Origin of the sequence: Streptomyces sp. NPDC002619 (genome assembly GCF_042889305.1) — a bacterium.
Lineage (GTDB): Bacteria > Actinomycetota > Actinomycetes > Streptomycetales > Streptomycetaceae > Streptomyces.
The window spans coordinates 62820-88868 of the sequence record NZ_JBIAQV010000034.1; the positions used below are offsets into that span (position 1 = coordinate 62820).

A 26049-nucleotide genomic window follows, 5' to 3' on the forward strand; every position below is an offset into this window, starting at 1 on the left:
TACTCCTGGAGACGGCGGCCGACTGTCGCCGTTGCGACATGTCCAACCTGTGCCAGCGGAACCCAGTGACACCGGAATCACTGCCACCGGACTCTGTCGAACGCGTGAACACCACTCCGCGGACGAGGGAAGGCACGGGACTGATGAGACGTATCCGCCTGTTGGCGGCCATATCCACGGGCCTGGCGCTCACGGCGGCGGCCGTCGCGCCCGTCTCCGCCCGCCCGGCCGACGCGCCCGCCGCAGGGAATGCCGCCACCGGCAACCCGGCGACGGTGCGGCTGATCACCGGTGACCGCGTGACCGTGACCAGGGCGCCCGACGGCCGGCAGCTGGCCGCCGTGGAGCCCGGGCCGGGGCGCAGGGACATCGTGTTCAGGACGGTCGAGCGGGACGGGCATGTGACGGTACTGCCGTCCGACGCGGCCGACCTGGTCGCGGCCGGGCGGCTGGACCGGACGCTGTTCGACGTGACCGCTCTGCTGGCACAGCGCTACGACGAGGCCCACACGGACGCGCTGCCCCTGATCGTGGGCGGGACGCGCGGCGCGTCCGCCCCTCAGGCACGGGCCCTGACGGCGCTCGCCGCCGACGACTCCCCGGTCCGCACACTCGGCAGCATCGGCGCACGGTCCGTCCGGGTCGCACAGGACGACCTGGGCCGGTTCTGGAAGGAACTCACCCCGGCGAGCGGGCAGATGAGGGCCTCCGCACTCACCGCCACCCCGCACGTGTGGCTGGACGGCCGGGTGGACGCGACCCTCAACCGCAGCACCGCCCAGATCGGCGCTCCGGCCGTATGGGAGAAGGGCGTTCGGGGAGAGGGCGTCAAGGTCGCGGTCCTCGACACGGGCGTCGACCAGACCCATCCCGATCTGGCCGGACGGATCAAGGAGGCCAAGGACTTCTCGGGCAGCTCCGGCACCGGTGACGTGTTCGGGCACGGTACGCACGTCGCGTCCATCGTCGGCGGCACCGGCGCCGCCTCCGGGGGCAGCCGCAAGGGCGTGGCGCCCGCCGCCGACCTGCTCGTCGGGAAGGTCCTCGGCGACGACGGCTTCGGCACCCAGTCGCAGGTGATCGCCGGTATGGAGTGGGCGGCCGCGCAGGGGGCCAAGGTCGTCAACATGAGCCTCGGCTCCGAGGAGGCCACCGACGGCACCGACCCGATGAGCCTGGCACTGAACGAGCTCAGCGAGAGCAGCGGGGCGCTGTTCGTGGTGGCCGCGGGCAACAACGGTGAGCAGGGGACGGGCACCGTGGGGTCGCCGGGCGCGGCCGACGCGGCGCTGACCGTCGGCGCGGTGGACCGCGACGATTCCCTCGCCCCCTTCTCCAGCCGTGGCCCCCGCCTCGGCGACGGAGCGGTCAAGCCGGACGTGACCGCGCCCGGCGTCGGCATCGTGGCGGCCCGTGCGGCGGGCACCACGATGGGCGATCCGGTGGACGAGCACTACGTAGCGGCCTCGGGCACCTCGATGGCCACCCCGCACGTGACCGGCGCGGCGGCCCTGGTCGCCGAGCGGCATCCGGGCTGGAGCGGGGCGCAGATCAAGGACGCCCTCGTCAGCACGGCCCACACCGTGCCCGGCCAGCTGGTGACCGAGCAGGGCGGCGGGCGCATCGACCTGCCGGCCGCGGCCCTGGGTCCGGTCTCGGCGACGGGCAGCGTCACCCTCGGCTCCTTCCAGAGGGGAGCGGGCGAGCACACCGCCACCCTGAAGTACACGAACTCCTCGGACGCCGACGTCACGCTCGCGCTCCAGCCGCACCTGACCGCCACCGGCGGCCGGGACATCCCGGCGGACGCCGTACGGCTGGGCACCACCTCGCTGCGCATCCCCGCGGGCACGACGGCCGAGGTCCCCCTCACCGTGGATCCGGCCAAGGCCGGACAGGGCAAGTACTACGGCTACGTCACCGGCACGGACGCCACGGGCACGGTCTCCGTGCACACCACGCTCAGCCTGATCGTGCACGGCCCCGTACACAAGCTCACCGTGAAGACGTACGACAAGGACGGCAAGCGGGTCCAGGCCCTGCCGACGATCTGGGGCGCGGACGGATTCGTCGGCTACCAGAACGTCGACACGGCCGTCGCCGAAGTCGAAGAGGGCACCTACCAGCTCAACACCACGTTCCTGGACACCGCGAGCGACGGCCAGGAGCTGCGCGAGGTGGTGCTGCCCGAGGTGAAGGTCACCAAGGACATGACCGTCACCCTGGACGCCCGTGACACGCGCCAGGTGGAGATCCGCACGCCCAAGCCGGCCGAGCAGCGGGGCATCTTCAGCTACCAGACGTACCGCGAGATCGCCGGCCACGGACTGCTCCAGGGCACGATGTACTTCGACGTCGCGAAGCGGCTCTACGTCAGCCCGACGGCCGAAGTCCGGGACGGCACCTTCGAGTTCGTCTCGCGCTGGCAGCTCGTCGCACCGCTCCTCGAAGCGACGGCCCCGGGCATCGACGGCAGCCTGAACGCGTACTACATGCCCGCGTCCCCGCTGCTCGACCAGCGCGGAGTCACCCTCACCGCGGTCGACGCGGGCGACGTGAGCGCCCCGGACTTCAGCCACGCCCGCGGCAAACTCGCCGTGCTGACCAACGAGCAGAACGTGTACGAGGAGCCGGTGATCGCACAGGCCGCGGCGGCCGGTGCCCGAGCGGTCCTCCGGGTCCACTTCAGCGACATCGCATGGACGCGCTGGAGCCCTGACGGCAACCGCTGGTCGGTGCCGACGATCCGCATCGGCAAGAGCACGGGAGCCGCACTGCTGGAGCGGATCCACCACCGGACCACCGAGGTGACCTTCCGGGGCACGGCACGCAGCCCCTACCTGTACGACGTCGAGCAGGTGTCCCGGCAGCAGATCCCGCCGCAGATCAAGTACACGGTGTCCGAGCACAACAGCGCCGTCGTGCACACCACGTACGCCGACAACGGCGGCACCGGCTGGGCGAGCGAGCAGCGCTTCGGCTGGCGGCCGAGTCAGCAGACCGCCTGGCTGCAGTACACCCGCTATGTGCCGACCGGCTTCGCGCGCACCGAGTACGTCACGGCCGGTGACACGACCTGGCAGCACCTCGTCAACCACACCACGACGTTCGACGTCGACATGCCGCTCATGGCCGGCATGCGGGACGCGCCGCGCACCTACCAGGCGGGCGCCGAGGAACGGGAGACGTGGCAGGGCGCGGTCGTACGACCGTCGATCCCCGCCGGCACGACGACACCGACGGTGCGCGACGGTGACGTACTGCGCCTGCGGATACCGGAGTTCACGGATTCGCAGTCGGGACACTGGTCGCGTCTGGCGGCCGGTGGCGGCGGCGTGGGCGGCTTCGGCGTCGCCGGTGCGGAGGCCGACCCCGCGGGTGACTCGGCCACGGCCACGCTGTACCGCGACGGCACGCGGCTCGAGGACCTGGGCGGTGCCTGGACGGACGTCCTGGTCCCGACGGCCGGCGCCGACTACCGCCTGGACCTGAAGACGTCACGGAACCTGCCCGGCTGGACGTACGGCACGGCCACGAGCACGTCCTGGTCGTTCCACTCGGACAGGACGGACACGGCCGCTCCGCTCCCCCTGCTGCAGCTCGACTACGCGGTACCGGTCGACGCGCACAACACGACGGGCGGGCGCGGCCTCGGCGTCACGGTCCGCGCCCAGCAGGGACTGCCGACGCCGCGTGGCGTCCACGTCCGGGTCGAGACGTCGTACGACGACGGCAGGACCTGGCACGCGGCGACCGTGCGCGGTGACGGCCCCAACGCCTTCCGGGCCACGGCGGAGCGACTGCCGAGGGGCATGGAAAGCGCTTACGTCACGCTCCGAGTGACGGCCGAGGACGCCTCGGGCAACAGCGTCCGGCAGACGGTCCAACGGGCCTACCTGCAGAGGTCGTAGCGCAACACGACCGGTGGGCGGGCGAGCCGTACAGCGGCCCGCCCGCCCACCGGCGCGTTCCCCCTGCAGTACCGTCCTCCCTGTCCGGTCCAGAGCGGACAGGGAGGACGGTCGAGGTGCTCGAAGCAGCTGGGGTCTCGGATGTGCAGGAGTCGGTCTACCGGCTCCTGGTGACAACCGGCCGGGCGACCGTGGCGGACGTCGTCCAGCGCACGGCACTGCCCCACGGCGAAACGGTACGGGTCCTCGACGCGCTGACCGCGATGGGCCTGGCCAGTCACACCGACGGCACACCGCGCGTGTACCGGGCCGTACCGCCCGACGTGGCCCTCCTGCCCCGCATCAAGAGCGGCGCCGACGCGCTGGACCTCGCGCGCGTGGAGGCGGCCCGGCTCATCGAGACATACCAGGACACGATGCGGCGGCACAACGCGGGGCAGTTGCTCGAAGTGATCACCGGCGCCGAGGCGCTGCGCCAGCATCTGCGGCAGATCCAGACGAACGCGCGGGACGAGATGCTCTGGTTCTGCAAGGCGCAGTACGTGGCCATGCCGTCCGGCACCAACACCGAGGAGTTCGAGGCGCTGGCCCGCGGAGTGCGCTACCGGGTGCTGTACGAGAAGCCGTTCTTCGACGACGAAGGGACCGTTGAAAACGTTGTCGCCGGCGTCCGTGCGGGCGAGACGGCCCGCGCCGTCCCGCACCTCCCGCTCCGCCTGGCCGTCGCGGACCGCTCGGTCGCGATCTTCCCGCTGGTGCCCGGCGGCCCCAACGGCAGCCCCGACGAACCCACCACAGCACTGGTCCGCGACAGCAACCTCCTGAGCGCCCTGATAGCCCTGTTCGAGAGCTACTGGGACGACGCGGTCCCGCTGAACGTCGACGATACGGGCACCCTGGAGACGGACGAGACCGACCCGTCCGCACCGCTCTCCCCGACCGACCGCAAGATCCTCTCCCTCCTGGTGGCCGGAGTCGCCGACAAGGCGATCGCCTCCCAGATGGGCCTGAGCAGACGCACGGTCCAACGCCACATCCAACGCATGATGGAACGCGCAGGCGCAGGTACCCGCATGCAACTGGCCTGGCAGGCGGCCCGCCGCGGCTGGCTGTGACCACCGGGCCTGTGGCCGTCCCGGGTTCGGAGGTCACCCCTGCGTGTGGATTCAGACCGAGATGCGCCGTTTTGGCGAACTTGCGGCCTACCGTCATCCTGCCACCGCTGTGACGTCGGCGACGCCGCGGAAGCCGCCTCGAGCGTGGGCCGCCGGTTGGGGTTGTCGTCGTCGGCGTCGATGTACAGCGGCCAGTTCGCCCAGGTCAGCTTCTTGTCACCGGCGGACCGGTCGGCCACGGCACGGTCGCCGGGCCTGACGTACGCGGCGGGCACCCCGCAGCCTGCGAGACCACCGACCACGGCGGCACCACCGAGCACACGCAACAGGGAACGCCGGGAAACGGAACGGGGAAGCGCAGATGTCGGGGGCACCACCGCAGCACGCAGTGATGCCCCCTGAACGGACAATCGACGGTGCGTCGAGCGCTTCACGCGGGGCCCGACACCTTGTCCATCACAACGCCGGCAGCGCCGACCTGCCTAGGGGCGCGGGGAACTGCGCGACCAGCCCCCACGCACCCGCAGTCAAAATCGGCCGAACCCAGCGGAGCGGTCAGCCCTCGAGCGACGTCATCACGTGCTTGATCCGCGTGTAGTCGTCGAAGCCGTACGCCGAAAGGTCCTTGCCGTACCCGGACTTCTTGAAGCCGCCGTGCGGCATCTCCGCGACCAGCGGAATGTGCGTGTTGATCCACACGCAGCCGAAGTCGAGCTTCTTCGACATCCGCATCGCGCGCGCGTGGTCCTTGGTCCACACCGAGGAGGCGAGGGCGTACTCGACGCCGTTGGCCCACTCGACGGCCTGGTCCTCGTCGGTGAAGGACTGGACGGTGATGACGGGGCCGAAGACCTCGTTCTGGATGATCTCGTCGTCCTGCTTGAGGCCCGAGACGACGGTCGGGGCGTAGAAGTACCCCTTGTCACCGACCTGCTGGCCACCGGTCTCGACCTTGGCGTGGGCGGGCAGCCGCTCGATGAAGCCGGACACCTGCTTGAGCTGGTTCGGGTTGTTGAGCGGGCCGTACAGCACGTCCTCGTCGTCCGGCTGGCCCGTCTTCGTCTCGGCGGCGGCCTTCGCCAGCGCCGCGACGAACTCGTCGTGGATGGACTCCTGGACGAGGACGCGCGTCGCCGCCGTACAGTCCTGGCCGGCGTTGAAGTAGCCGGCCACGGAGATGTCCTCGACGGCCTTGGCGATGTCGGTGTCCTCGAACACGACGACCGGCGCCTTGCCGCCCAGCTCCAGGTGGACACGCTTGAGGTCGTGCGACGCCGACTCGGCGACCGACATGCCCGCGCGGACCGAACCGGTGATGGAGGCCATCGCCGGGGTCGGGTGCTCGACCATCAGCCGGCCGGTGTCGCGGTCGCCGCAGACCACGTTGAACACGCCCTGCGGGACGATCGAGCCGATGATCTCGGCGATCAGGACGGTGGACGCCGGGGTGGTGTCCGAGGGCTTGAGGACGACCGTGTTGCCCGCGGCGAGCGCCGGGGCGAACTTCCACACAGCCATCATCATCGGGTAGTTCCACGGCGCGACCTGCGCGCAGACGCCGACCGGCTCGCGGCGCACGATGGAGGTCATGCCCTCCATGTACTCGCCGGCCGACCGGCCCTCCAGCATCCGCGCGGCGCCCGCGAAGAAGCGGATCTGGTCGACCATCGGCGGGATCTCCTCGGACCGCGTGAGCCCGATCGGCTTGCCGGTGTTCTCCACCTCGGTGGCGATCAGGTCCTCGGCGCGCTCCTCGAACGCGTCGGCGATCTTCAGAAGGTACTTCTGGCGCTCGGCCGGCGTCGTGTCGCGCCAGGCGGGGAAGGCCGCCGCGGCGGCCGCCATCGCGGCGTCCACGTCCGCCTGCCCGGACAACGGCGCGGTCGCGTACGCCTCGCCGGTCGCCGGGTTGACCACCTCGGTGGTCCGTCCGTCGGCGGCGTCCCGGAACTCACCGTCGATGTAGTTGCGCAGACGACGCAGCTCGGTGCTCACTGCCGGCCTCCTGTGTGGTCAGAACTGTCCAATCGCTGAGACACCCACCCTAATCCGCAAGCCGACGTTTTCAACACCCCCGGTCGCATAACCGCTGCGAAATCCGCAGAACCCGGTGTTGAAAACAACGAATTTCATCGCTACGGCCTTGCGGAACTGTCGAGACGTCGTGCACAGTGAGTTCGTGGCCAGTCGAAGCGCAGACCAGAGGGACTCCTCCCGCGAGTCCAGGAACGGCACCCACCAGCTGGATGCCGTCTCCCTCGCCATCATTCAGCAGCTCCAGGAGGACGGCCGCCGTCCGTACGCCGCGATCGGCAAGGCGGTGGGCCTCTCCGAGGCGGCCGTGCGCCAGCGTGTCCAGAAGCTGCTGGACCAGGGCGTCATGCAGATCGTCGCCGTCACGGACCCGCTCACCGTGGGCTTCCGCCGGCAGGCGATGGTCGGCATCAACGTCGAGGGCGATGTCGAGTCGATCGCGGACGTGCTGACTGACATGTCGGAAGTCGAGTACGTGGTGATGGCCGCGGGCTCGTTCGACATCCTCGCCGAGATCGTCTGCGAGGACGACGACCACCTGCTGGACGTCATCAACAAACGCATCCGGGCCCTGCCCGGCGTGCGCTCCACCGAGAGCTTCGTCTACCTCAAGCTCAAGAAGCAGACCTACATGTGGGGAACCCGATAACCGTGACCCAGAAGGACCTCAGCCGCACCGCGTACGACCACCTGTGGATGCACTTCACCCGCATGTCCTCGTACGAGAACTCCCCCGTTCCCACCATCGTCCGGGGCGAGGGCACCTACATCTACGACGACAAGGGCAAGCGCTACCTCGACGGTCTCGCGGGTCTGTTCGTGGTCCAGGCCGGTCACGGCCGCACGGAACTCGCCGAGACCGCGTTCAAGCAGGCCCAGGAGCTGGCGTTCTTCCCGGTGTGGTCCTACGCCCACCCGAAGGCCGTAGAGCTCGCGGAGCGCCTGGCCGACTACGCGCCCGGCGACCTGAACAAGGTCTTCTTCACCACCGGCGGCGGCGAAGCCGTCGAGACCGCCTGGAAGCTCGCCAAGCAGTACTTCAAGCTGACTGGCAAGCCCACCAAGTACAAGGTGATCTCCCGCGCGGTCGCCTACCACGGCACCCCGCAGGGCGCCCTGTCCATCACGGGCCTGCCGGGCCTCAAGGCCCCCTTCGAGCCGCTCGTCCCGGGCGCGCACAAGGTCCCGAACACCAACATCTACCGCGCCCCGCTCTTCGGTGACGACCCGGTCGCCTTCGGCCGCTGGGCCGCCGACCAGATCGAGCAGCAGATCCTCTTCGAGGGCCCGGACACGGTCGCCGCGGTCTTCCTGGAGCCCGTGCAGAACGCAGGCGGCTGCTTCCCGCCCCCGCCCGGCTATTTCCAGCGCGTGCGCGAGATCTGCGACAAGTACGACGTCCTGCTGGTCTCCGACGAGGTCATCTGCGCCTTCGGCCGCCTCGGCACGATGTTCGCCTGCGACAAGTTCGGCTACGTCCCGGACATGATCACCTGTGCCAAGGGCATGACCTCGGGCTACTCCCCCATCGGCGCCTGCATCATCTCCGACCGCCTGGCCGAGCCGTTCTACAACGGCGACAACACCTTCCTGCATGGCTACACCTTCGGCGGCCACCCGGTGTCGGCCGCGGTGGGCGTGGCCAACCTGGACCTGTTCGAGCGCGAGGGCCTCAACCAGCACGTCCTCGACAACGAGGGCGCGTTCCTCTCGACGCTCCAGAAGCTGCACGACCTGCCGATCGTCGGCGACGTCCGCGGCAACGGCTTCTTCTACGGCATCGAGCTGGTGAAGGACAAGAACACCAAGGAGTCCTTCAACGACGAGGAGACCGAGCGCGTCCTGTACGGCTTCCTCTCCAAGGCGCTGTACGACAACGGCCTGTACTGCCGTGCCGACGACCGCGGCGACCCGGTCGTCCAGCTCGCCCCGCCGCTGATCTCCAACCAGGAGACGTTCGACGAGATCGAGCAGATCCTGCGCGCCACGCTCACGGAGGCGTGGACCAAGCTGTGATCAGCTGACGGTGTGATCATGCCTCGGCCCCGGAGCCGTCCGTTCGAGTGAGAACGGCGGCCCGGGGCCGTGTGCTGTCCGGCCTCCCGCCGGGACCTGCCTAGCGTGCCAGTGACCGATCGGCCCAGCCTTCGTTCCCCCGGAAGGGGGATCAGGCGCCGGGAATCACGGATCAGAACCGAGGTGTACGCCCATGGAGGCCCCGCCGGACAACGACGTGCTGTGGGCACGCGCCCTGCACTTCAGCCACCCGGACGGCTCGCCCGCGCTCGCGGGTGTCTCGCTCGGGGTGCGGGAGGGCGAGATCCTCGCCGTCACCGGCCCGCGCGGCAGCGGCAAGACGACCCTCCTGCAGTGCCTGGCCGGACTGCTGCCGGCGCAGCGCGGCGAGGTCTGGTTCAACAGCGCCCCCGTGCACAACATGGGTTCCACCACCCGGGAACGGCTGCGCCGCGACCGCTTCGGCTGGATCGACCCGGCGCCGCTGCTCGTGCCCGAGCTGAACGTCTGGGAGAACACCGCCCTTCCCCTGATGCTGCGCGGCACCAGCCGCCGGCGGGCCAAGGTGGCCGCCCTGGAGTGGCTGGAGCGCCTCGACGTCGGCGACCACACACGCAAGCGCCCGCACGAACTGCTCCAGGCCGAGCGGCAGCGCGTGTCGATCGCCCGGGCCCTCGCCCCCGCCCCCACGGTCCTGTTCGCCGACGAGCCGACGGCCCCCCTGCACCGAGCCGACCGCGCCCACGTACTGCGCACCCTCACCACGGCGGCCCGCTCACACGGCATCACGGTCGTCCTGGCCACCCATGATGCGGAGACCGCGGCCCTCGCCGACCGCACGGTGTCACTGCTGGACGGCCGACGCGTGAACACGGTCCACCTGCCCCCGGTCCCCGACACGGAAGGCCGGACGGCCGCGTGCTCGCTCTCCGTCTGATCTGCGTCGCCCACCCGGCGGTCCACCTGCGCCGCCTGCTGGTGGCCACGGCCGCGGCGGGCACCGGCTTCCTGCTCCTGTGCGCCCTCGGCTACGCGATGGGCCACCCCGAGACGCCGACCGCGTCGGTGGTACGCCTGGCCTGGTGCGCGGTGCCGCTGGCGGCCACGGTGCAACTCGCGCTCGCGGTCGCCCGCACCGACCCTGGCACGAAACCCCGGCCGGGCCTGTCCGCCCTCGGCCTGGGCCCGGCCCGCCTGATGGCGATCTCGGTGCTCACCACGGCCCTGTCCAGCACCCTGGGCTCGACGGTCGCGCTCCTCGTCTTCCTGCACCTGCGCGGCGACATCACGGGCCTGCCGTTCGACGGAGCAGCCACGGAGTCCCTGGCAGCGAACACCCCACTCCCGGTCCCGGCAGCCCTGACCCTGCTCATCCTCACCCCGGCGACGGCGTCCCTGACGGTGGCCGGGCATCTACGGCCACGTGACCCACGTACACATGTCCGTAGGTCCGCGGGCAGTCGTGCCGCCGGGGCGGCGGCCGTCCCACAGAAGGTCGACACCTCGCAAGGGCCGGGCAGCGCGAACAACCCCCCAGCCGCAGCCAACGACACGCCGGACAGCCCGGACGTCGTACCCAACCCCCACGCGAAACCCCAGCGCACCCCCAACCCCTCCGCCACCCTCCCCTGGGGCATCGCCATGATCGCCGCCGGCCTGGCAGTGGAGTCCTACGCCGAACGCTCGGCCACCCCCAGCCCCACCCCCGGCCTCCCCGGCGAAGCCACCGGCGTACTCGTCGGCTGGCTGCTCACCGCCCTGGGCCTGATCCTCGCCGCCCCCGGCCTCACCCACCTCTGCGGCCAACTCCTCCAGTCCGCACAGCCGGGCGCGCTCAGACTCCTCGCCGGCCGGATCCTCATGTCGGAGGCCACCCGCCTCGGCCGCCCCCTGGGCCTCCTGTGCGCCGTGGCGTCCGGCGCGTACGCCATGATCGCGCTGTACCCGCTCCCCCACGGCGACGCCACCTCCGTCGGCCCGCTCACCGCCCTCGGCGCCCTGGTGGTGACCGGCTGCGCCGTCGCGACCCTGCTCACGACCGCCGTGGAGACCCGCCAGTCCCGCGCCGAGACGGTCGCTGCGCTCGTACGCCTCGGCGCCCCCGCCACGATGCTGCGCAGCGCCGCCGCCCTCCGCGCCGGCGCCCTGCTGGCCCTGTTCACCCCGCTCACCCTGGTGATCGCCGAGCTGGCCGCCCTCCCGCTGGCCCACTGAAAGACCGTACGAAGAAGCCGTACGAAGAAATCGCACGCAGGCCGATGAGTTCTCCGGCACCGCCCGGTCTACCCCCCGAACAGCACGCACCGCACCCCGACGGGAGACCCCGCATGTACCAGCAGATGATCTTCGTGAACCTGGCCACCGACGACGTCGAGGCGTCGAAGAAGTTCTTCACGGAGCTCGGCTACACGATCAACCCGCAGTTCAGCACCGAGGACTGCGCCTGCGTCGTGATCAGCGACACGATCATCGCGATGCTGCTCGGCAAGCAGCGCTACGCCGACTTCACCAAGAAGGAGATCGTCGACTCGACGCAGTCCAGCGAGGTGCTGATCTGTCTCAGCGCCGAGAGCCGCGAGAAGGTCGACGAACTGGTGAACAAGGCGATCGCCGCCGGCGGCACGGCGAGCGGCGAGGCCCAGGACCAGGGCTTCATGTACGGCCGCGCCTTCGACGACCTCGACGGCCACACCTGGGAGGTCATGTGGATGGACCCGGCGGCGGTCCAGGGCTGATCCACCACCGACTCCACCACGGTCGGACCACCGACCCACCGGGACCGAACTGCTGTGCCAGCATGGGCGGGTGCATTCGACACCCGCCCAGCCGCACCGCGCCGCCCACGACCAGGAGATCGAGTCGCTCGCCGAGTTCGACGAGATCGTCGCCGCGCACGGCTCACTCGCCCGATTCCGCGTCCAGGCCATAGACCTGACGGACCGTACGGACGCGCTGCTCTCCCTCGACACCGAGGGCGCCGTCTTCCTCGGCTGCCCCATGGACCCCGAAGCGGCCGCCGGCGTGCGCGCCGCCGGAGCGCTGGTCTTCCCGCCCGTCCCGGGCCTGCCCTTCGACCCGTACCGGGGCTTCGTCTACACCGCGGACGAGCTGTTCGAGTCGCTCGACGAGGGGTACGAGGCCACGCCGGACGCGCAGGCCTACTCCTGGTTCACCCGGGCCAAGGCCGACGGGGACGTCTTCTCCTCGATGCTGCGCGCGATCCACGACGACGTCGTGTCGGACGCACTCGACGAACTCCTCGTCGGCGCCCGGGTGGTGGGCGTCATGGGCGGCCACGCCATGGCCCGCGGGACGGAGGCGTACGCCGGTGCGGCCCGCCTCGGCCGGGAGCTGGCCCGGGCCGGTCTCACCGTGGCCACGGGCGGTGGGCCGGGTGCCATGGAGGCGGCGAACCTCGGTGCGTACGCCGCCCCGTTCGACGACGAGATGCTCACCGAGGCGCTCCGGCTCCTCGCCAAGGCACCGTCGTTCCGACCGTCCGTGACCGACTGGGCCCGCGCCGCCTTCGAAGTGCGCGGACGCTGGCCGGGCGGCGGCGCGTCGGTGGGCATCCCCACCTGGTTCTACGGCCACGAGCCGCCGAACGCCTTCGCCTCGGACATCGCCAAGTACTTCGCCAACGCCACCCGGGAGGACGGTCTGTTGGCCCGCTCGAACGGGGGCGTGGTGTTCCTGCCGGGGGCCGCCGGGACCGTACAGGAGATCTTCGACAACGCCACGCCCAACTACTACGAGTCGCGCGGTGAGCCCACGCCGATGGTGCTCGTGGACCGCAAACACTGGACGGAGACGCTGCCGACGTGGCCACTGCTGCGGTCGCTCGCGGAGGGCCGGGTGATGGAGTCCCGAATCGCCCTGGTTGACCGGATCGAGGAGGCTCCGGAGGCGTTGAAACGTCTCGGCGGTTAAAGGGCGGGCAAAGTCAACTCCCGTAAGCGGCATATGCATTGACACGTCTTACGCAACGCTTATAGACCTGTGAGTCTCCTGGGGGTGGTGTTGCTTCGGGTCTTTGCTGCCTCATCTCCCCCTCAGCCCCCCGCAGTTATTGCATCTGTGAAGGACAAACGTGTCCATATCTCGCCGCAGCGCACGACGTTCCGTGCGCATCCTGGGTGTTGCCTCCGCTACCGTGGCGCTCGCACTGGGCGTCACCAACTCGGCCCTGGCGTGCAACATCCGTGAGTTCTCCGCCGAGGCCAATTGCGTCGGCGACAAGGGCCAGATCGTCGTCACCGACAAGGACGGCTCCGGCACCCCGGCCGTCATCACCGTGTTCCTCAAGAGCCCCGCGGGTGTCGAGACTCCGGTCGGCCAGCCGCAGACCGTCAAGGGCTCGAAGGAAGGTACGACGGTCACCTTCGACGAGGACTGGAAGCCGAACGCGACGTACCGGATCCACGTCAAGACCGACCAGTTCAACGTCGACGAGGACATCAAGCCGGACCTGACGACCCCGTCGACGGCCTGCAAGACCGAGGACTCCCCGACCCCGTCGGCCACCCCGTCGCCGTCGGAGTCCGAGTCCACCCCGGCCGAGACCCCGGCCCCGTCGTCCTCGGAGAGCAGCACCGCCCCGGCGGGCACCTCGAGCAACGCGCCGTCCCCGGCGGCCGGTGACTCGAACCTCGCCGAGACCGGTGCGAACTCCAACACCGGTCTGATCGCCGGTGTCGCGGGTGCCCTGGTCGTCGTCGGTGGCGGTGCCGTGTTCTTCGGCATGCGCCGCCGCGGGGCGAACAGCAGCCGCTGACGCCTCACTTCAGAACACCGACGTGGCCCGTCCCCGTATCCCCGGGGGACGGGCCACGTCCGTTCAGCCGAGCACGACGGTTTCCGCCGCGTCGAACTCCACCCCGACCTCGCTCCCCGTCTCCGGCGCCTCCCGCAATGCGCACGCCGCCTCCAGACGTGGTCCGTCCTCCGGTTGGAGGTGGACGGCGACATGGGTGCCCTTGAAGGTGCGGGCGGTCACCGTGCAGCGCAGGCCCTCCGCGGCCGGTACGAGACGGACCCCGGCCGGCCGTACGAGGAGGTTGCGCGTGCCCTGGGGTGCGCCCTCCGGTACCGGGAGCTTGCCCCACGGCGTGATGGCGACCCCGTCCGCGACCGTGGCCGGTACGACGTTGTCGAAGCCGAGGAAGCGGGCCACGAAGACGTCGGCGGGCCGCTGCCACACCTCAAGTGGCGTGCCGGACTGAGCGATCCTCCCGTCTCGCATCACCACCACCCGGTCGGCCAGCGCGAACGCCTCACCCTGGTCGTGTGTCACGGCGAGCACCGTGGTGCCCAACCGGCCGAACAATTCCCGGAGTTCGACCACAAGGCGCTCGCGCAGCGAGCGGTCCAGCTGGCCGAGGGGTTCGTCCAGCATCAGCAGCCGCGGCCGGGGTGCCAGAGCCCGGGCCAGCGCCACGCGCTGCTGCTCACCGCCGGAGAGCCCGGCGACCGCCCGCCGAGCGGCACCCGGCAGCCCCACCAGCTCCAGCAACTCCCCTACGTCGTCAGCCTGTTGCGCCTTTGAGGCGCCCTGCATCCGCAGCCCGAACGACACATTGCCGCCCACATCCCGCTGCGGGAACAGCTGGTGGTCCTGGAACATCAGCCCGACGCCCCGCTTGTGCGCGGGAACTCCCGACTGGTCCCGTCCGTCGAGCAAGACCCGCCCGCCGGACAGGGGCTGCAGCCCGGCCACCGCCCTGAGCAGCGTGGACTTGCCGCTGCCGCTGGGCCCGAGCACACACACGATCTCGTGCTCGGCGACCGAGAGGTCCACGGCGTCGAGCACGGCCCGCCCGCCGAAGCGCACGGTCGCGGCCTCCAGGCTCAGCAGCATCAGAACTCCCCTGTCCGGTCGGTCCGCAGCCGCTCGAGCACCAGCAGCGCCACCGCGCACACCACCATCAGAATCGTCGACAGGGCCATCGCCTGCCCGTAGTTGAGGTCGCCGGGCCGGCCCAGCAGCCGCGCCACGGCGACGGGCAGCGTCGGGTTGTCGGGCCGCGCGATGAACACGGTCGCGCCGAACTCCCCGAGCGACACGGCGAAGGCGAATCCGGCCGCGACCAGCAGCGCCCGGCGCACCAGCGGCAGGTCGACCTCCCGCCACACGCGCCAGGGCGACGCCCCGAGCACGGCCGCCGCCTCCCGGAGCCGTCCGTCCACCGCGCGCAGCACAGGCAGCATGGTCCGTACGACGAAGGGCGCGCCGACCAGCGCCTGGGCGAGCGGCACCAGCAGCCAGGACTGGCGCAGGTCGAGCGGCGGTTCGTCGAGCGCGATGAGGAAGCCGAAGCCGACGGTCACGGCGGATACGCCGAGCGGCAGCATGAGCAGCGCGTCGAAGCCCCGTACGATCCGGCCGGCGTCCCGGCGGGCCAGCGCGGCGGCGGCGAGAGAGCCGATCAGCACGGCGATCACGGTGGCGGCGACGGCGTACTGGAGCGAGGTCCCGATCGCGGTGATCGGCGCGACCAGGAACGTACCGCCGTCCTCACGCGTGAGCGCCCGGTAGTAGCCGAATCCGGGCGCGTCCAGAGACCGCCCGACCAGCACGGCCAGCGGCAGGACCAGGAGCACGGCGATGGTGGCGAGGACCCCGGCCAGCAGCGACCACTGCCCTGCACCGCGCGGCCGGCGTGCCGTCACCGACGCGTCCACCAGCCGCAGCGCGCTCTCCCGCCGCCGTACCGTCCACGCGTGCACGGCGAGGATCGCGCCGACCGCGACGAACTGGACGAGGGTGAGGACCGCGGCCGTGGAGAGGTCGAAGATCTCGGAGGTCTCCCGGTAGATCTCCACTTCGAGGGTGGAGAAGGTGGGGCCGCCGAGGATCTGCACCACGCCGAAGGAGGTGAAGGTGAACAGGAACACCATCAGCGCGGCGGCGGCCACGGCGGGCGCGAGGGCCGGGAGGGTGACCCGGCGCCAGGCGCTCAGCGGCGAGGCACCCAGCATCCGCGCGGCCTCCTCCTGGCGCGGATCGAGCTGCGACCACAGGCCGCCCACCGTCCGGACGACGACCGCGTAGTTGAAGAAGACGTGCGCCAGCAGGATGGCCCACACGGTGGTGTCGAGCCGTATGCCCCACCACGCGTCAAGGAGTCCGCCCCGCCCGACGAGCGCGAGGAACGCCGTACCGACGACGACCGTCGGCAGCACGAACGGCACGGTGACGACGGCCCGCAGCACCTGCTTGCCCGGGAAGTCCAGGCGCGCGAAGACATAGGCCGCGGGCAGCGCGACGAGCAGGGTGAGCGCGGTGGAGGCGAGCGCCTGCCAGGTGGTGAACCACAAGACGTGCCGGATGTCCGACTGCGTCACGACGTCGGCGATCCGCCCCAACTGCCAGGCCCCGTCGACCTTCAGACCGCGGGCGACGATCGCGGTGACGGGGTAGGCGAAGAAGACGGCGAAGAACGCGACGGGCCCGGCCATGAGGGCCAGCCGCGCCGCGCTCCCCGCGCGCCCCTGGTGAGGGGCTACTTCAGTACGAGCGAGGTCCACGACTTGACCCACTGGTCACGGTTGGCGGCGATCTCGTCGGCGGGCAGGGTCTCGGGATCCTTGGCCTGCGGGCCGTACTTCACGAACTCCGCCGGCACCGACGCGGTCTCCCGCACCGGGTAGACGAACATGTTGAGCGGCATGTCGTCCTGGAACTCCATGCTGATCAGGAAGTCGAGGAGCGCCTTGCCGCCCGCGCTGTTCTTCGCGTTGCTCAGCAGACCCGCGTACTCGATCTGCCGGAAGCAGGTGCCGGTGGCCACGCCGGTCGGGGCGGTGGTGGGCTTCGGGTCGGCGTAGATGACCTCGGCGGGCGGCGAGGAGGCGTACGAGACGACGAGCGGCCTGTCGCCGTTGGCCTTCTTGCCGCCGGCCGAGCCGGAGAACTCCTCGTCGTAGGCCTGCTCCCAGCCGTCGACGACCTTGACGCCGTTGGCCTTGAGCTTCGTCCAGTAGTCCTGCCAGCCCTCGTCACCGAACTTCGCGGCGCTGCCCAGCAGGAAGCCGAGGCCCGGCGAGGACGTGGCGGCGTTCTCAGTGACGAGGAGGTTCTTGTACTCGGGCTTGACGAGGTCGTCGAAGGTCTGCGGCGGGGTCAGCTTGTGCTTGCTGAAGTACGCTTTGTCGTAGTTGACGCAGATGTCGCCGGTGTCGATCGGCGTCACCCGGTGCTTGTCCTCGTCGACGCGGTACTGGCGCACGATCTGGTCGGAGCCCTTGGGCTCGTACGACTGGAACAGCCCGTTGTCGAGCGCCCGGGACAGCAGGGTGTTGTCGACGCCGAAGAAGACGTCGCCCTGCGGGTTGTCCTTGGTCAGGATGGCCTTGTTGACGGCCTGACCGGCGTCGCCGTCCTTCAGGACCCTGACCTTGTAGCCGGACTTCTTCTCGAAGTCCTGGAGCACGTTCTTCGAGACGGCCCACGAGTCGTGGCTGACGAGGGTGACGGTCTTGGACTCCGTGGCGCCCTTGTCGTCCGTCGAACCGCACGCGGACAGCGTGACGAGACCGAGCCCGACGGCGACGGCCACGAGGGTCTTGTTGTGCACTGGTTGTCCTCCTGGGATGGACCAGGAAGAGACGCGGCCCTGCCCGGCATCCGTGAGGGACGCCGGGCAGGGCGCAACAGCTCGAGTGATGACCGAACTTCCTACCCAGAATGACCTGGGCGAGGTTCAGAGGGTCTGCGGCCCGATTGCCGCACTCTCAGCGCTGTGGCGCTCCCCTGTCGGAATATGAAGGTGTGGTGGTACGACACCAAGACGTACCGACGCCCAGACTACCGCTCGGTGGCCGCGAGCTGACCACAGGCTCCGTCGATCTCCTGACCACGGGTGTCCCGGACGGTCACCGGTACCCCGTGCGCCGCGATGGCCTCGACGAAGGCCTTCTCGTCCTCGGGCCGGGAGGCGGTCCACTTGGAGCCCGGTGTCGGGTTGAGCGGGATCAGGTTGACGTGCACGGGCTTGCCCCGCAGCAGCCGGCCCAGCCGGTCGCCGCGCCAAGCCTGGTCGTTGATGTCCCGGATCAGCGCGTACTCGATGGAAAGCCGGCGCCCGGACCGGGCGGCGTATTCAAGCCCCGCGTCGAGCACCTCGCGCACCTTCCAGCGCGTGTTCACGGGGACGAGGGTGTCGCGCAGCTCGTCGTCGGGCGCGTGCAGCGAGATGGCGAGCCGGCACTTGAAGCCCTCGTCGGTGAACCGGTGGATCGCCGGGACGAGACCGACCGTCGACACGGTGATACCGCGCTGCGACAGCCCGAGCCCGTCCGGCTCGGGGTCGGTGAGGGCGCGGATGGCGCCGACGACCCGCTTGTAGTTGGCGAGCGGTTCGCCCATGCCCATGAAGACGATGTTGGACAGCCGAGCGGGCCCGCCCGGGACCTCGCCGTCCCTGAGGGCGCGCATCCCGTCCACGATCTGGTGCACGATCTCGGCGGTGGACAGGTTCCGGTCGAGCCCGGCCTGCCCGGTGGCGCAGAAGGGGCAGTTCATGCCGCACCCGGCCTGCGAGCTGATGCACATCGTCACCCGGTCCGGATACCGCATCAGCACCGACTCGACGAGCGTCCCGTCGAACAGCCGCCACAGCGTCTTGCGCGTGGTGCCCTGGTCGGTGGACAGATGCCGGACGACCGTCATCAGGTCCGGCAGCAGCGCCTCCTGGAGCTTGCCGCGCGACCCGGCGGGGATGTCGGTCCACTCGGCCGGGTCGTGCGCGTACCGCGCGAAGTAGTGCTGCGAGAGCTGCTTGGCTCGGAACGGCTTCTCGCCGATCGCGGCCACCGCCTCCTTGCGCTCGGCGGGCGACAGGTCGGCGAGATGCCGCGGCGGCTTCTTGGCTCCGCGCGGCGCGACAAAGGTGAGTTCTCCGGGCTTCGGCATAACCCTTCCAGTGTCGCAGATCAACTCCACCAGCCCAGGCCAGAGCGGGGTGGGGGCGATCACCCACGGGTGCCGTCTGCCAGCTTTGGTCGACCTCGCACGGCCCAGGGACGGCCCAGGAGACTGCCCGCTCGTCGCCGACGTGATCGAGATCGCGCCCGCTCTGAGCCGTCACTCGAGCGGCTGGAGAGCAACCCGGAGCTGCTCGCTGTAGAGCCAGGTGAAGGTGCGGTCCGGTTCGAGATGGGCGTCTCCCCAATGGATGGCGTGGATGCCGTTCTCCGGGTCGGCCGTGAAGAACAGACAGACGAGCTTGGTGGAGGCTCCAAGCGCCTCGAACGTCTCGTGCAGCTCCTCGTACTCCTCCGTAGTCAGGTCGTTATCGAGAGTGAAAAGCCCTTCTTGAGGCTGTGGCCCGTGCCCCAGGAGCATCCGGCGACGCGTAGGGGAAGCGTTGGAAGCCAACCGGGCACGATCAAGGGGCCTCGGACGGTCGGCGTACTTGAACGGGAACAGCGCGTAGTCGTTGATGACGGCGTACTCGTACCCACGCACATCCCGCACGGCTTCCTCCAGCTCCCGCGCCGTGTCCGCCAGGTTCTCCCGTACCGCCTCCGCCAAGGTGGCTCCGTATGGACTGCGCTTCTTCAACCGGGCCGCCAGATGCACGGCGTGAGCTCGCGCGTGCGCCCTGGCCAGTTGCACCGGAACCGCGGCAGCAAGCCCGCCGGCACGCTGCCCGAACCGCTCTACCGCCCAATCCGACGGCACAATCCGATCCTCACCTGACGCAGACATGCAGCGCCCCTCCCCCGGTAACCCCGCCTCTCAACTGTTTGACACGTACACGAAGTGCCCACAAGAGAGCGATCCGGCCATACGAGACAGAAGGAGCGCTGCTCGCAAGGCAGTAGGCATGGCGAGCCGTAGATCGAGACCCGGAGGCCTTGGTCGGCCCTTTTATGACGTGCGGCAGAGCCGGTCGCGGTGCACACTTCTTCGCCGTGGAGATCATCAAGGGCGAGCTGCGACGCCTTCAGTCCGGTCTCGGGGCCGATGACGGCCGACAGCAGCCGTTTCTCGTGCGTGTCCGGTTCACCGCCGAGGATCCGGCGCGGGTCATCACGAATGCTCGCGCTGTGCTGGCGTGTGCGGTCCAGCAGACGGGTGACTGGCCGGCGCTCGAGCGATGGTCGGAGCTGTTGCCGACGGGGTTCGTGCAGCGCTGCGCGCCTGAGCCTGCGGAGCCGGAGCCCGGCCGGCCATTCGATGCCGAGGCCTGGCTGCAGAAGTGGCGGGCGATGACGCCCAAGCAGAAATCAGCGTTCAGCCAAGGGCCTTGGACACTGTCGGGCTGGCTCTACTACTTCGACCCGACCGATGAGGGCATGGGCGACGACCGCAGCTGGTGGTGGTGGGACGCTGGGTCCGATGAGCCGGGCAACGGCTGGGTTGAGGTGGCCACCACCGGCTGGCCGTTCGGCAGCGGTTCGCTGTCCTGGCTGATGAAAGCCAGCGGTGGCAGGGACCTCGATTATGGGTCCTGACCTACAGGAGCATTCAGGGACATCCGCCTTGTAAGTTCGATCCGGGATAACTGCGGGCCTGGAGCGCTACGGCTGCATGACTGCAACTACTCCGCCGGCAACCGCGGCGATCCGGTGGTGTCCGCTGCCGTTGATGTCAGGCGTAGATGTCAGCCTGCCCTCGATGCCGTGGTCGCTCGCATTGCTCGTTCGGGTGCGTACCTCATGCAGGTTCTAGCCCAGGTGTCCAGGCTTGACCTCGTGATGTTGTCTCCTCGTGAAGGTGAAAGAACATGCCGACGTACGTCGCCTTGCTGAGCTGGACCGATCAAGGGGTCCGAAACTACAAGGACACCGCAAAGCGCGCCGAGACCTTCGGCTCAGCGATACAGAAGCTTGGGGCGAAGCTCCTCAGTATCTACTGGACCGTCGGTCCATACGACCTCGTGGCCATCGTCGAGGCGCCCGACGACGAAACTGCCACAGCAGCACTCCTGCAGCTCGATGGGGTAGGCAACGTCCGTTCCACGACTCTGCGAGCCTTCGGCCGAGAGGAGATGGAGCGCATCATCGCCAAAACGACTGGCTGACGATCTCTGACCACGTCGCAAAGCGGGCTCTGGGCGGCTATAGCGCGGGAACCTCTTCGTCCCGAACGAACTTGGGTCACCCCTCGGCCTTTGGTGTGCCTCTCAGCTGCTGCGACTGTCCATACGCGTCCGCGCTTGTCCGCCGCTGTTCGTCGGCGTTGTCACGCAGTTGGACACTCACCGCCTCCCCGCACGATGTGCACGGTCGTGGCACGCACTGGCGTTTCTGCAGGGCCTCATCCAGCCGTGGTTGCCTAGCCTGCCGAGTCACCAGAGGGTGTCTCCGCGGCTGGCGGCGGCTCTCTGCTGTTCTCCATGGCTTGGCCGAAGCTCTTGCAGAACTCTGTGAAGCTCCACTGGGCGCCGGGGGCTGGCGCGAACGAGGCGAACGATCCAACGTGCTCGCCACTCACTGCTATGTCCAACGTGCCTTGCTCGCCGATGCGTGCACTCGGACACTCCCGAAGGTCCTGGGCGAACATGGGCCTGGTCCGTCTCCCTTGTCCCAGCCATGCACCCCAGTAGAGGGTTCGGTCCGTGAGGAAGAGGACGCCATCCTGAGGGCCGTCCCACAGGTTCCGTGCGGGCGCACTGGCGATTTTCCGTTCGCCAGGCTCAAGCACGGGCTCAATGCTCTGCCAGTACTCCGCCTGAGCTTTGTCGCAACGCCGTTGTGCCCACCGTCTCAACATCGGCAAAGGCCCCCTCCCTTAGATGCGCCCATTCTCATAACGGTGAAGGTGACACAGGTGAGCAGGGTCACCGGCCAGTGACGATAGTCGTACGAGGGCGTCACTGTCTGCCCACGTCCGCTGTCGTTGATGTCAGGCGTGGATGTCAGCGGTGGAATCACTCGCGCGGGACCGGTTGCTGTGGCTGCTGGTACCGAAGTCGTCACCAGTCACGCCACGCATCGGTGATTTCAGCGCGCCCGATACCGCGCCTCGCCGCCAGAGCTGCCACGTCGATGCCGTGCTCGGTCAGCGTCTGGTCGATGTACTCGCACAGTTGCTCGCGCTCGTCGGTGTCGTACCCGGTGCCGCCGTCGTGGCTGCCGTCATCGACCTCGTTGAGGCGCAGGACGACTCGCTGTCCACCGCGACGCGTCGCACTCTGCCGGGGCGCGAGGTCAGAACGGGCCGCTGAGGCTGCCCAGTCTGTCGGTCAGCCGCAGGTTCTCGGAGTAGTCGACGGGGCAGGCGATCACGGAGACCGTGTCGTCGTCGAGGGCGCGGCGCAGCACGGGCAGCAGTTGGTCGGCGGTCTCGATCGCGTAGCCGCGCGCGCCAAAACTTTCGGCGTAGGCGACCAGGTCCGGGTTGGTGAACCGGGTGTGGCTGTGGCGGCCGAGTTCGAGTTCCATCTTCCAGGTGATCAGGCCGTATTCCTCGTCCACCAGGACCAGGACGACCAGGGGGACGCGTTCGCGTACGGCGGTCTCCAGTTCCTGGGAGTTCATCAGGAACGAGCCGTCGCCCATCATCGCCAGCACCCGCCGATCCGGCCGGGCGAACTTGGCGGCGATCGCGCCCGGAAGTGCGAAACCCATGGTGGACAGGCCGTTGGAGACGAGACAGGTGTCCGGTTCGTACGCCGGGTAGAGACGGGCCATCCACATCTTCCCGGCGCCGGTGTCGGCGAGCACGATGTCCCGGCGGTCCAGCGCGGTGCGGACATCGGTCACCACGCGCTGCGGCACCAGGGGGAACGCGTCGTTGTCGCGGCCGTACCGGAGTTCTTCGTCGAGCAGCGCACGGATCTTCTCGCTGCTTCCCGAGTCGAAGGTGAGTCCGTCGGGCAGCGCGGCCGCGAGCGCATCCAGCGCCTGCGAGGGGTCGCCTTCGATGCCCACGGCGACCGGGTAGTGGGCGTCCACCTCGGCCGGGAAACGGTGCACGTGCACGATCCGCTTGTCGCCGTTCGGGTTGATCTTGACCGGGTCGAACTCCTGGATCTCGTAGCCCACGCAGATCAGCACATCGGCCGCGTCGAAGCCGAAGTTGCCGTAGTCGTGGCGCATGAAGCCGACCGCGCCGAGAGCGTTCGGGTGATCGTCGGGGATGACGCCCTTGCCGTGGAACGTGGTCGCCACCGGGATGTTCAGCCGCTCGGCGAACCGCACCAGAGTGGCCGAGGCCCCGGCCCTGGCCGCGCCGTGGCCTGCCAGCACGACAGGGTGGCGCGCGGCGGTGAGCACCTCGACCGCCCGTGCGACCTGGGAGGGCGACGGCGCGTCGGCGTGCACCGCGTCGACCTGCAAGGGTGCCAGTGGCTCGGCGGGAGGCTCGGCTTCGATGTCCTCCGGCACTGCCAGGAACACGGCGCCGGGGCGCTCGCTCTGCGCGGTCTTGAACGCCTTGCGCGTCATCTCCGGCACCGCGTCCGGACACTCGACGCGGGCCGCCCACTGGGTGACGGGAGCGAACATCGACACCAGGTCGATGACCTGGTGCGACTCCTTGTGGATACGGCGCAGTGACCCCTGCGCGGCCAGGGCCACCATCGGCGCGCTGTTGGTCATGGCATCCGCGGTGCCGAGCAGCAGATTGATCGCGCCGGGCCCCAGCGTGGCCGAGCACACTCCGGCCCGGCCGGTCAGCCGCCCGTAGATCTCTGCCATGAACGAGGCGGCCTGTTCGTGGCGCACCAGGACGTACCGGATCCCGGAGCCGTTCAGCGCGTCGACGAAGCGGATGTTCTCCTCGCCGGGAATCCCGAAGACGTACTCCACGCCCTCGGCCCGCAGGCAGCGCACCAACAGATGCGCGACGTCCTCCACCGCTGCCGTGTTCCGCGACCCGGTCGCGTCTTCGGTGCCCATGAGGCGAACGTAGGCACGCTCGCCTGCCCCGGCCACTCATCAGCCGCCGGCGGGCTGGCCGGTGGCGGGTACTTGGCCCGCGTCCGGACTTCACGCAACGGGGGCACCGCCGGGGCCATTCGGAGGCGTTGTGCTGGCGCTCGCCGCGGTCTGCCCGCACGCTGGATCCGGATGTGGACGCGCCGCCGCGCACCGTGCGGCGGCAGGGCTCTGGGAGGACCGTGTGACCGCTTCGTCGGCCGCCACCGATGCACCGCCGGCCCGGTACGACGACCTGCGTGCCCTGGTGTTCAACTGCACCCTCAAACGCTCGCCGGAGACGAGTAACACCCAGGGACTGATCGACCGCAGCACCGCCATCATGGACGCACAGGGTGTGCACGTCGATGTCGTACGGGCCGTGGACCACGACATCGCCACCGGTGTGTGGCCCGACATGACGGAGCACGGCTGGGAGACGGACGCCTGGCCGGACCTGTACCAGCAGGTCCTGGCGGCCGACATCCTCGTGCTGGCCGGCCCCATCTGGCTGGGCGACAACAGCTCCGTGACGAAGCAGGTGATCGAACGCCTCTACGCCTGCTCCAGCCTGCTCAACGAGGCCGGCCAGTACACCTATTACGGCCGCGTCGGCGGCTGCCTGATCACCGGCAACGAGGACGGCGTCAAGCACTGCGCCATGAACGTCCTCTACAGCCTGCAGCACCTGGGGTACACCATCCCTCCCCAGGCGGACGCCGGATGGATCGGCGAGGCAGGCCCCGGCCCCTCCTACCTCGACCCTGGATCGGGCGGCCCGGAAAACGACTTCACCAACCGCAACACCACCTTCATGACCTGGAACCTGCTCCACCTCGCGCGGGCGCTGAAGGACCTCGGTGGCATCCCCGCATACGGCAACCAACGCACCGCCTGGGACGCCGGCTGCCGCCACGACTACGAAAACCCCGAACACCGGTAGGAGAACCAAACGACCCCCAGGCCACTGACCTGGGGTTTCTCTCTGGAGCGGCTGACGAGAATCGAACTCGCGCTCTCAGCCTGGGAAGCTCGGATGCCCTGGCTGTGCACCCCTCGGCGATCTGGGGCTAAGGGTGCCTTGCGCCTCAGTTGACCGCCGAGTTGGTACCCGGTGTTCCCCGTGGTTCCCCCTACAACCGGTCGGCCGTGGTTTCGACATCGTTCCTCGGACGGTTCCGCTGTGAGGCACGGGCGGGGACCATTCGCACCATGGACGATGTGCGAGACGGCGTCATCGGTGTGTGGCGGGTCGGCTGGTCCGGCCGGCTCATGGGTTACGTGCTGGCTGCCGGCCCAGCGTGTGGGGCGCTGTCCGCCTGGCTGGGCGCGCTCTCCCACCCGGACGCGCAGTCCACGGGCCCCGCGGGGATCGCTACTGCCGTCGCGCTGGGGTTCGGCCTCTTCGCCTGGTGGGGGCTGCTGCGCCTACGCCTGGAACTCACGACGAACATGATCGTCATGGTGAATCCCTGGGGCACTCAACGTCTGCCGTGGTCGCGGGTGAGCACGGTGAGCCTCGGCAATTGGGGTGCGCAGTTCCACACGACGGACGGGTTCACGTACACGGCGTACGCCCTGAGTGGTCTGGCAGGTGGGACTCGGCAGGATGAGAGGTTCGCTGATGTGCGGCGGATCGTTGATGCCCAACTCCACAGTGGACAACCGCTTTAGGAGCGAGGTTGCGCGATCACGCGCGTGACCTGCGGATTCCCTACCTTGGGCAGACTCCGGCCGAACTCACCCCTGCGGACCCCGGTTCCCCGTGAGTCCCCGTCCGTTCTGGCACGAGAGTGGCACGGCCCGGCCCTCTCTGCCACGACCCCTCGATGCGAACTACGGGCGGGGCGGTCAGTGAGGTCTGCTGGGCCGGCCACTCGGCATCTTGGTGGCCCTGAAGGTCGCCTGCGGTCACGGCGGTTGCTGTACCTCCGTGCTGTACTGCATCGGCTCCGGAGGCAATGATGTCGGCGTGGAGACCGCCAATCTGATCTTGAACTACATCAAGGCCTTAGACGGTGTCCTATGTGGTGATCGCTCGTTGGTCTGTTCATGGGGCGGGGTACGTGGAGTTGGATTGTTCCGGACGGCTTGTGGGAGCTCGC

21 protein-coding genes, 1 pseudogene and 1 riboswitch are annotated in these 26049 nt (G+C 69.5%); of the genes and pseudogenes, 14 read left to right on the plus strand and 8 right to left on the minus strand.

Features of this window, described 5'->3' with window-relative positions; all coding sequences use genetic code 11:
* Positions 1–143 precede the first annotated feature (143 nt).
* Together ACFYXB_RS34915 and ACFYXB_RS34920 are read left to right on the plus strand one after the other, a co-directional pair.
* Positions 144–3911 carry a S8 family serine peptidase gene (locus ACFYXB_RS34915; protein WP_389589064.1) on the plus strand — a complete coding sequence of 1256 codons (3768 nt, stop codon included), beginning with the start codon at positions 144–146 and terminating at the stop codon, positions 3909–3911.
* Positions 3912–4027: 116 nt separating this feature from the next.
* A complete protein-coding gene (locus ACFYXB_RS34920; RefSeq protein ID WP_389589065.1) occupies positions 4028–5026 on the plus strand; it encodes a helix-turn-helix domain-containing protein in 999 nt (332 codons plus the stop codon).
* Positions 5027–5160: 134 nt separating this feature from the next.
* Here ACFYXB_RS34920 and ACFYXB_RS34925 read toward each other — a convergent pair.
* Together ACFYXB_RS34925 and ACFYXB_RS34930 are read right to left on the minus strand one after the other, a co-directional pair.
* Positions 5161–5400, minus strand: a pseudogene (locus tag ACFYXB_RS34925) (spermidine/putrescine ABC transporter substrate-binding protein); the annotation flags it as partial.
* A 181-nt stretch (positions 5401–5581) separates the two neighbouring features.
* Complete coding sequence (locus tag ACFYXB_RS34930; protein WP_389589066.1) at positions 5582–7021, minus strand: gamma-aminobutyraldehyde dehydrogenase; 1440 nt, start codon at positions 7019–7021, stop codon at positions 5582–5584.
* Between the two features lie 169 nt (positions 7022–7190).
* On the opposite strand from ACFYXB_RS34930, the gene ACFYXB_RS34935 reads away from it, so the two are divergent.
* The 7 genes from ACFYXB_RS34935 to ACFYXB_RS34965 all read left to right on the plus strand — a co-directional run bounded on the left by ACFYXB_RS34935 (position 7191) and on the right by ACFYXB_RS34965 (position 13850).
* Positions 7191–7709 carry an Lrp/AsnC family transcriptional regulator gene (locus tag ACFYXB_RS34935; RefSeq protein WP_389589067.1) on the plus strand — a complete coding sequence of 173 codons (519 nt, stop codon included), beginning with the start codon at positions 7191–7193 and terminating at the stop codon, positions 7707–7709.
* Positions 7694–9076, plus strand: a complete 1383-nt coding sequence (locus tag ACFYXB_RS34940) for an aspartate aminotransferase family protein (RefSeq protein ID WP_389589068.1) — start codon at positions 7694–7696, stop codon at positions 9074–9076. Before ACFYXB_RS34935 ends, ACFYXB_RS34940 begins: the two co-directional genes overlap by 16 nt.
* Positions 9077–9269: 193 nt before the next feature.
* Positions 9270–10013 (plus strand): ABC transporter ATP-binding protein, encoded by a 744-nt coding sequence (locus tag ACFYXB_RS34945; RefSeq protein WP_389589069.1) that lies wholly within the window; start codon positions 9270–9272, stop codon positions 10011–10013.
* A complete protein-coding gene (locus ACFYXB_RS34950) occupies positions 9995–11290 on the plus strand; it encodes a hypothetical protein (protein ID WP_389589070.1) in 1296 nt (431 codons plus the stop codon). Before ACFYXB_RS34945 ends, ACFYXB_RS34950 begins: the two co-directional genes overlap by 19 nt.
* A gap of 113 nt (positions 11291–11403) precedes the next feature.
* Positions 11404–11811 (plus strand): VOC family protein, encoded by a 408-nt coding sequence (locus ACFYXB_RS34955; protein WP_389589071.1) that lies wholly within the window; start codon positions 11404–11406, stop codon positions 11809–11811.
* A gap of 70 nt (positions 11812–11881) precedes the next feature.
* Positions 11882–13006, plus strand: coding sequence for an LOG family protein (locus ACFYXB_RS34960; RefSeq protein WP_389589072.1), 1125 nt, complete (start codon positions 11882–11884; stop codon positions 13004–13006).
* 160 nt (positions 13007–13166) lie between these two features.
* A complete protein-coding gene (locus ACFYXB_RS34965) occupies positions 13167–13850 on the plus strand; it encodes an LAETG motif-containing sortase-dependent surface protein (RefSeq protein WP_351355380.1) in 684 nt (227 codons plus the stop codon).
* A gap of 63 nt (positions 13851–13913) precedes the next feature.
* On the opposite strand, the gene ACFYXB_RS34970 is transcribed toward ACFYXB_RS34965, so the two are convergent.
* The 5 genes from ACFYXB_RS34970 to ACFYXB_RS34990 form a co-directional block, all read right to left on the minus strand.
* Positions 13914–14933, minus strand: a complete 1020-nt coding sequence (locus ACFYXB_RS34970) for an ABC transporter ATP-binding protein (RefSeq protein WP_389589073.1) — start codon at positions 14931–14933, stop codon at positions 13914–13916.
* Positions 14933–16534 (minus strand): ABC transporter permease, encoded by a 1602-nt coding sequence (locus ACFYXB_RS34975; RefSeq protein ID WP_389589074.1) that lies wholly within the window; start codon positions 16532–16534, stop codon positions 14933–14935. Before ACFYXB_RS34975 ends, ACFYXB_RS34970 begins: the two co-directional genes overlap by 1 nt.
* A 44-nt stretch (positions 16535–16578) precedes the next feature.
* The gene (locus tag ACFYXB_RS34980) at positions 16579–17652 is read right to left on the minus strand and encodes a thiamine ABC transporter substrate binding subunit (RefSeq protein WP_389589075.1); all 1074 of its coding nucleotides are present in this window, start codon (positions 17650–17652) and stop codon (positions 16579–16581) included.
* An 80-nt stretch (positions 17653–17732) separates the two neighbouring features.
* A riboswitch (TPP riboswitch) is annotated at positions 17733–17840 on the minus strand.
* A 42-nt stretch (positions 17841–17882) separates the two neighbouring features.
* Entirely contained in the window at positions 17883–18989 is a 1107-nt protein-coding gene (rlmN, locus tag ACFYXB_RS34985; RefSeq protein ID WP_389589076.1) for a 23S rRNA (adenine(2503)-C(2))-methyltransferase RlmN, read from the minus strand.
* Between the two features lie 171 nt (positions 18990–19160).
* On the minus strand, positions 19161–19610 hold the full coding sequence (locus ACFYXB_RS34990; protein ID WP_389589077.1) for a hypothetical protein: 450 nt from the start codon (positions 19608–19610) through the stop codon (positions 19161–19163).
* 383 nt (positions 19611–19993) lie between these two features.
* Here ACFYXB_RS34990 and ACFYXB_RS34995 point away from each other — a divergent pair, with 383 nt between their 5' ends.
* From ACFYXB_RS34995 to ACFYXB_RS35005, 3 genes are all read left to right on the plus strand, one after another.
* Positions 19994–20536 (plus strand): hypothetical protein, encoded by a 543-nt coding sequence (locus ACFYXB_RS34995; protein WP_389589078.1) that lies wholly within the window; start codon positions 19994–19996, stop codon positions 20534–20536.
* A 272-nt stretch (positions 20537–20808) separates the two neighbouring features.
* Positions 20809–21105 (plus strand): GYD domain-containing protein, encoded by a 297-nt coding sequence (locus tag ACFYXB_RS35000; protein WP_389589079.1) that lies wholly within the window; start codon positions 20809–20811, stop codon positions 21103–21105.
* Between the two features lie 843 nt (positions 21106–21948).
* Positions 21949–22251: a hypothetical protein gene (locus tag ACFYXB_RS35005; RefSeq protein WP_389589080.1), complete on the plus strand. Its 303-nt coding sequence runs from the start codon at positions 21949–21951 to the stop codon at positions 22249–22251.
* Here ACFYXB_RS35005 and ACFYXB_RS35010 read toward each other — a convergent pair.
* Positions 22235–23926, minus strand: coding sequence for an acetolactate synthase large subunit (locus ACFYXB_RS35010; RefSeq protein WP_389589081.1), 1692 nt, complete (start codon positions 23924–23926; stop codon positions 22235–22237). The two genes, ACFYXB_RS35005 and ACFYXB_RS35010, sit on opposite strands and share 17 nt — an antisense overlap.
* Positions 23927–24149: 223 nt before the next feature.
* Between ACFYXB_RS35010 and ACFYXB_RS35015 the strand changes: the two genes are divergently transcribed.
* Entirely contained in the window at positions 24150–24887 is a 738-nt protein-coding gene (locus tag ACFYXB_RS35015; protein WP_389589082.1) for a flavodoxin family protein, read from the plus strand.
* 269 nt (positions 24888–25156) lie between these two features.
* Entirely contained in the window at positions 25157–25618 is a 462-nt protein-coding gene (locus ACFYXB_RS35020) for a hypothetical protein (protein WP_389589083.1), read from the plus strand.
* Positions 25619–26049: the final 431 nt, after the last annotated feature.

Excerpts from the sequence above, each read along its gene's own strand:
- ACFYXB_RS34945 (WP_389589069.1), top strand. The coding sequence starts at position 9,270 with ATGGAGGCCCCGCCGGACAACGACGTGCTGTGGGCACGCGCCCTGCAC.
- ACFYXB_RS35020 (WP_389589083.1), top strand. The coding sequence starts at position 25,157 with ATGGACGATGTGCGAGACGGCGTCATCGGTGTGTGGCGGGTCGGCTGG.
- rlmN (WP_389589076.1), bottom strand. The coding sequence starts at position 18,989 with ATGCCGAAGCCCGGAGAACTCACCTTTGTCGCGCCGCGCGGAGCCAAG.
- ACFYXB_RS34955 (WP_389589071.1), top strand. The coding sequence starts at position 11,404 with ATGTACCAGCAGATGATCTTCGTGAACCTGGCCACCGACGACGTCGAG.
- ACFYXB_RS34975 (WP_389589074.1), bottom strand. The coding sequence starts at position 16,534 with ATGGCCGGGCCCGTCGCGTTCTTCGCCGTCTTCTTCGCCTACCCCGTC.
- ACFYXB_RS35010 (WP_389589081.1), bottom strand. The coding sequence starts at position 23,926 with ATGGGCACCGAAGACGCGACCGGGTCGCGGAACACGGCAGCGGTGGAG.
- ACFYXB_RS34915 (WP_389589064.1), top strand. The coding sequence starts at position 144 with ATGAGACGTATCCGCCTGTTGGCGGCCATATCCACGGGCCTGGCGCTC.
- ACFYXB_RS35000 (WP_389589079.1), top strand. The coding sequence starts at position 20,809 with ATGCCGACGTACGTCGCCTTGCTGAGCTGGACCGATCAAGGGGTCCGA.
- ACFYXB_RS34970 (WP_389589073.1), bottom strand. The coding sequence starts at position 14,933 with ATGCTGCTGAGCCTGGAGGCCGCGACCGTGCGCTTCGGCGGGCGGGCC.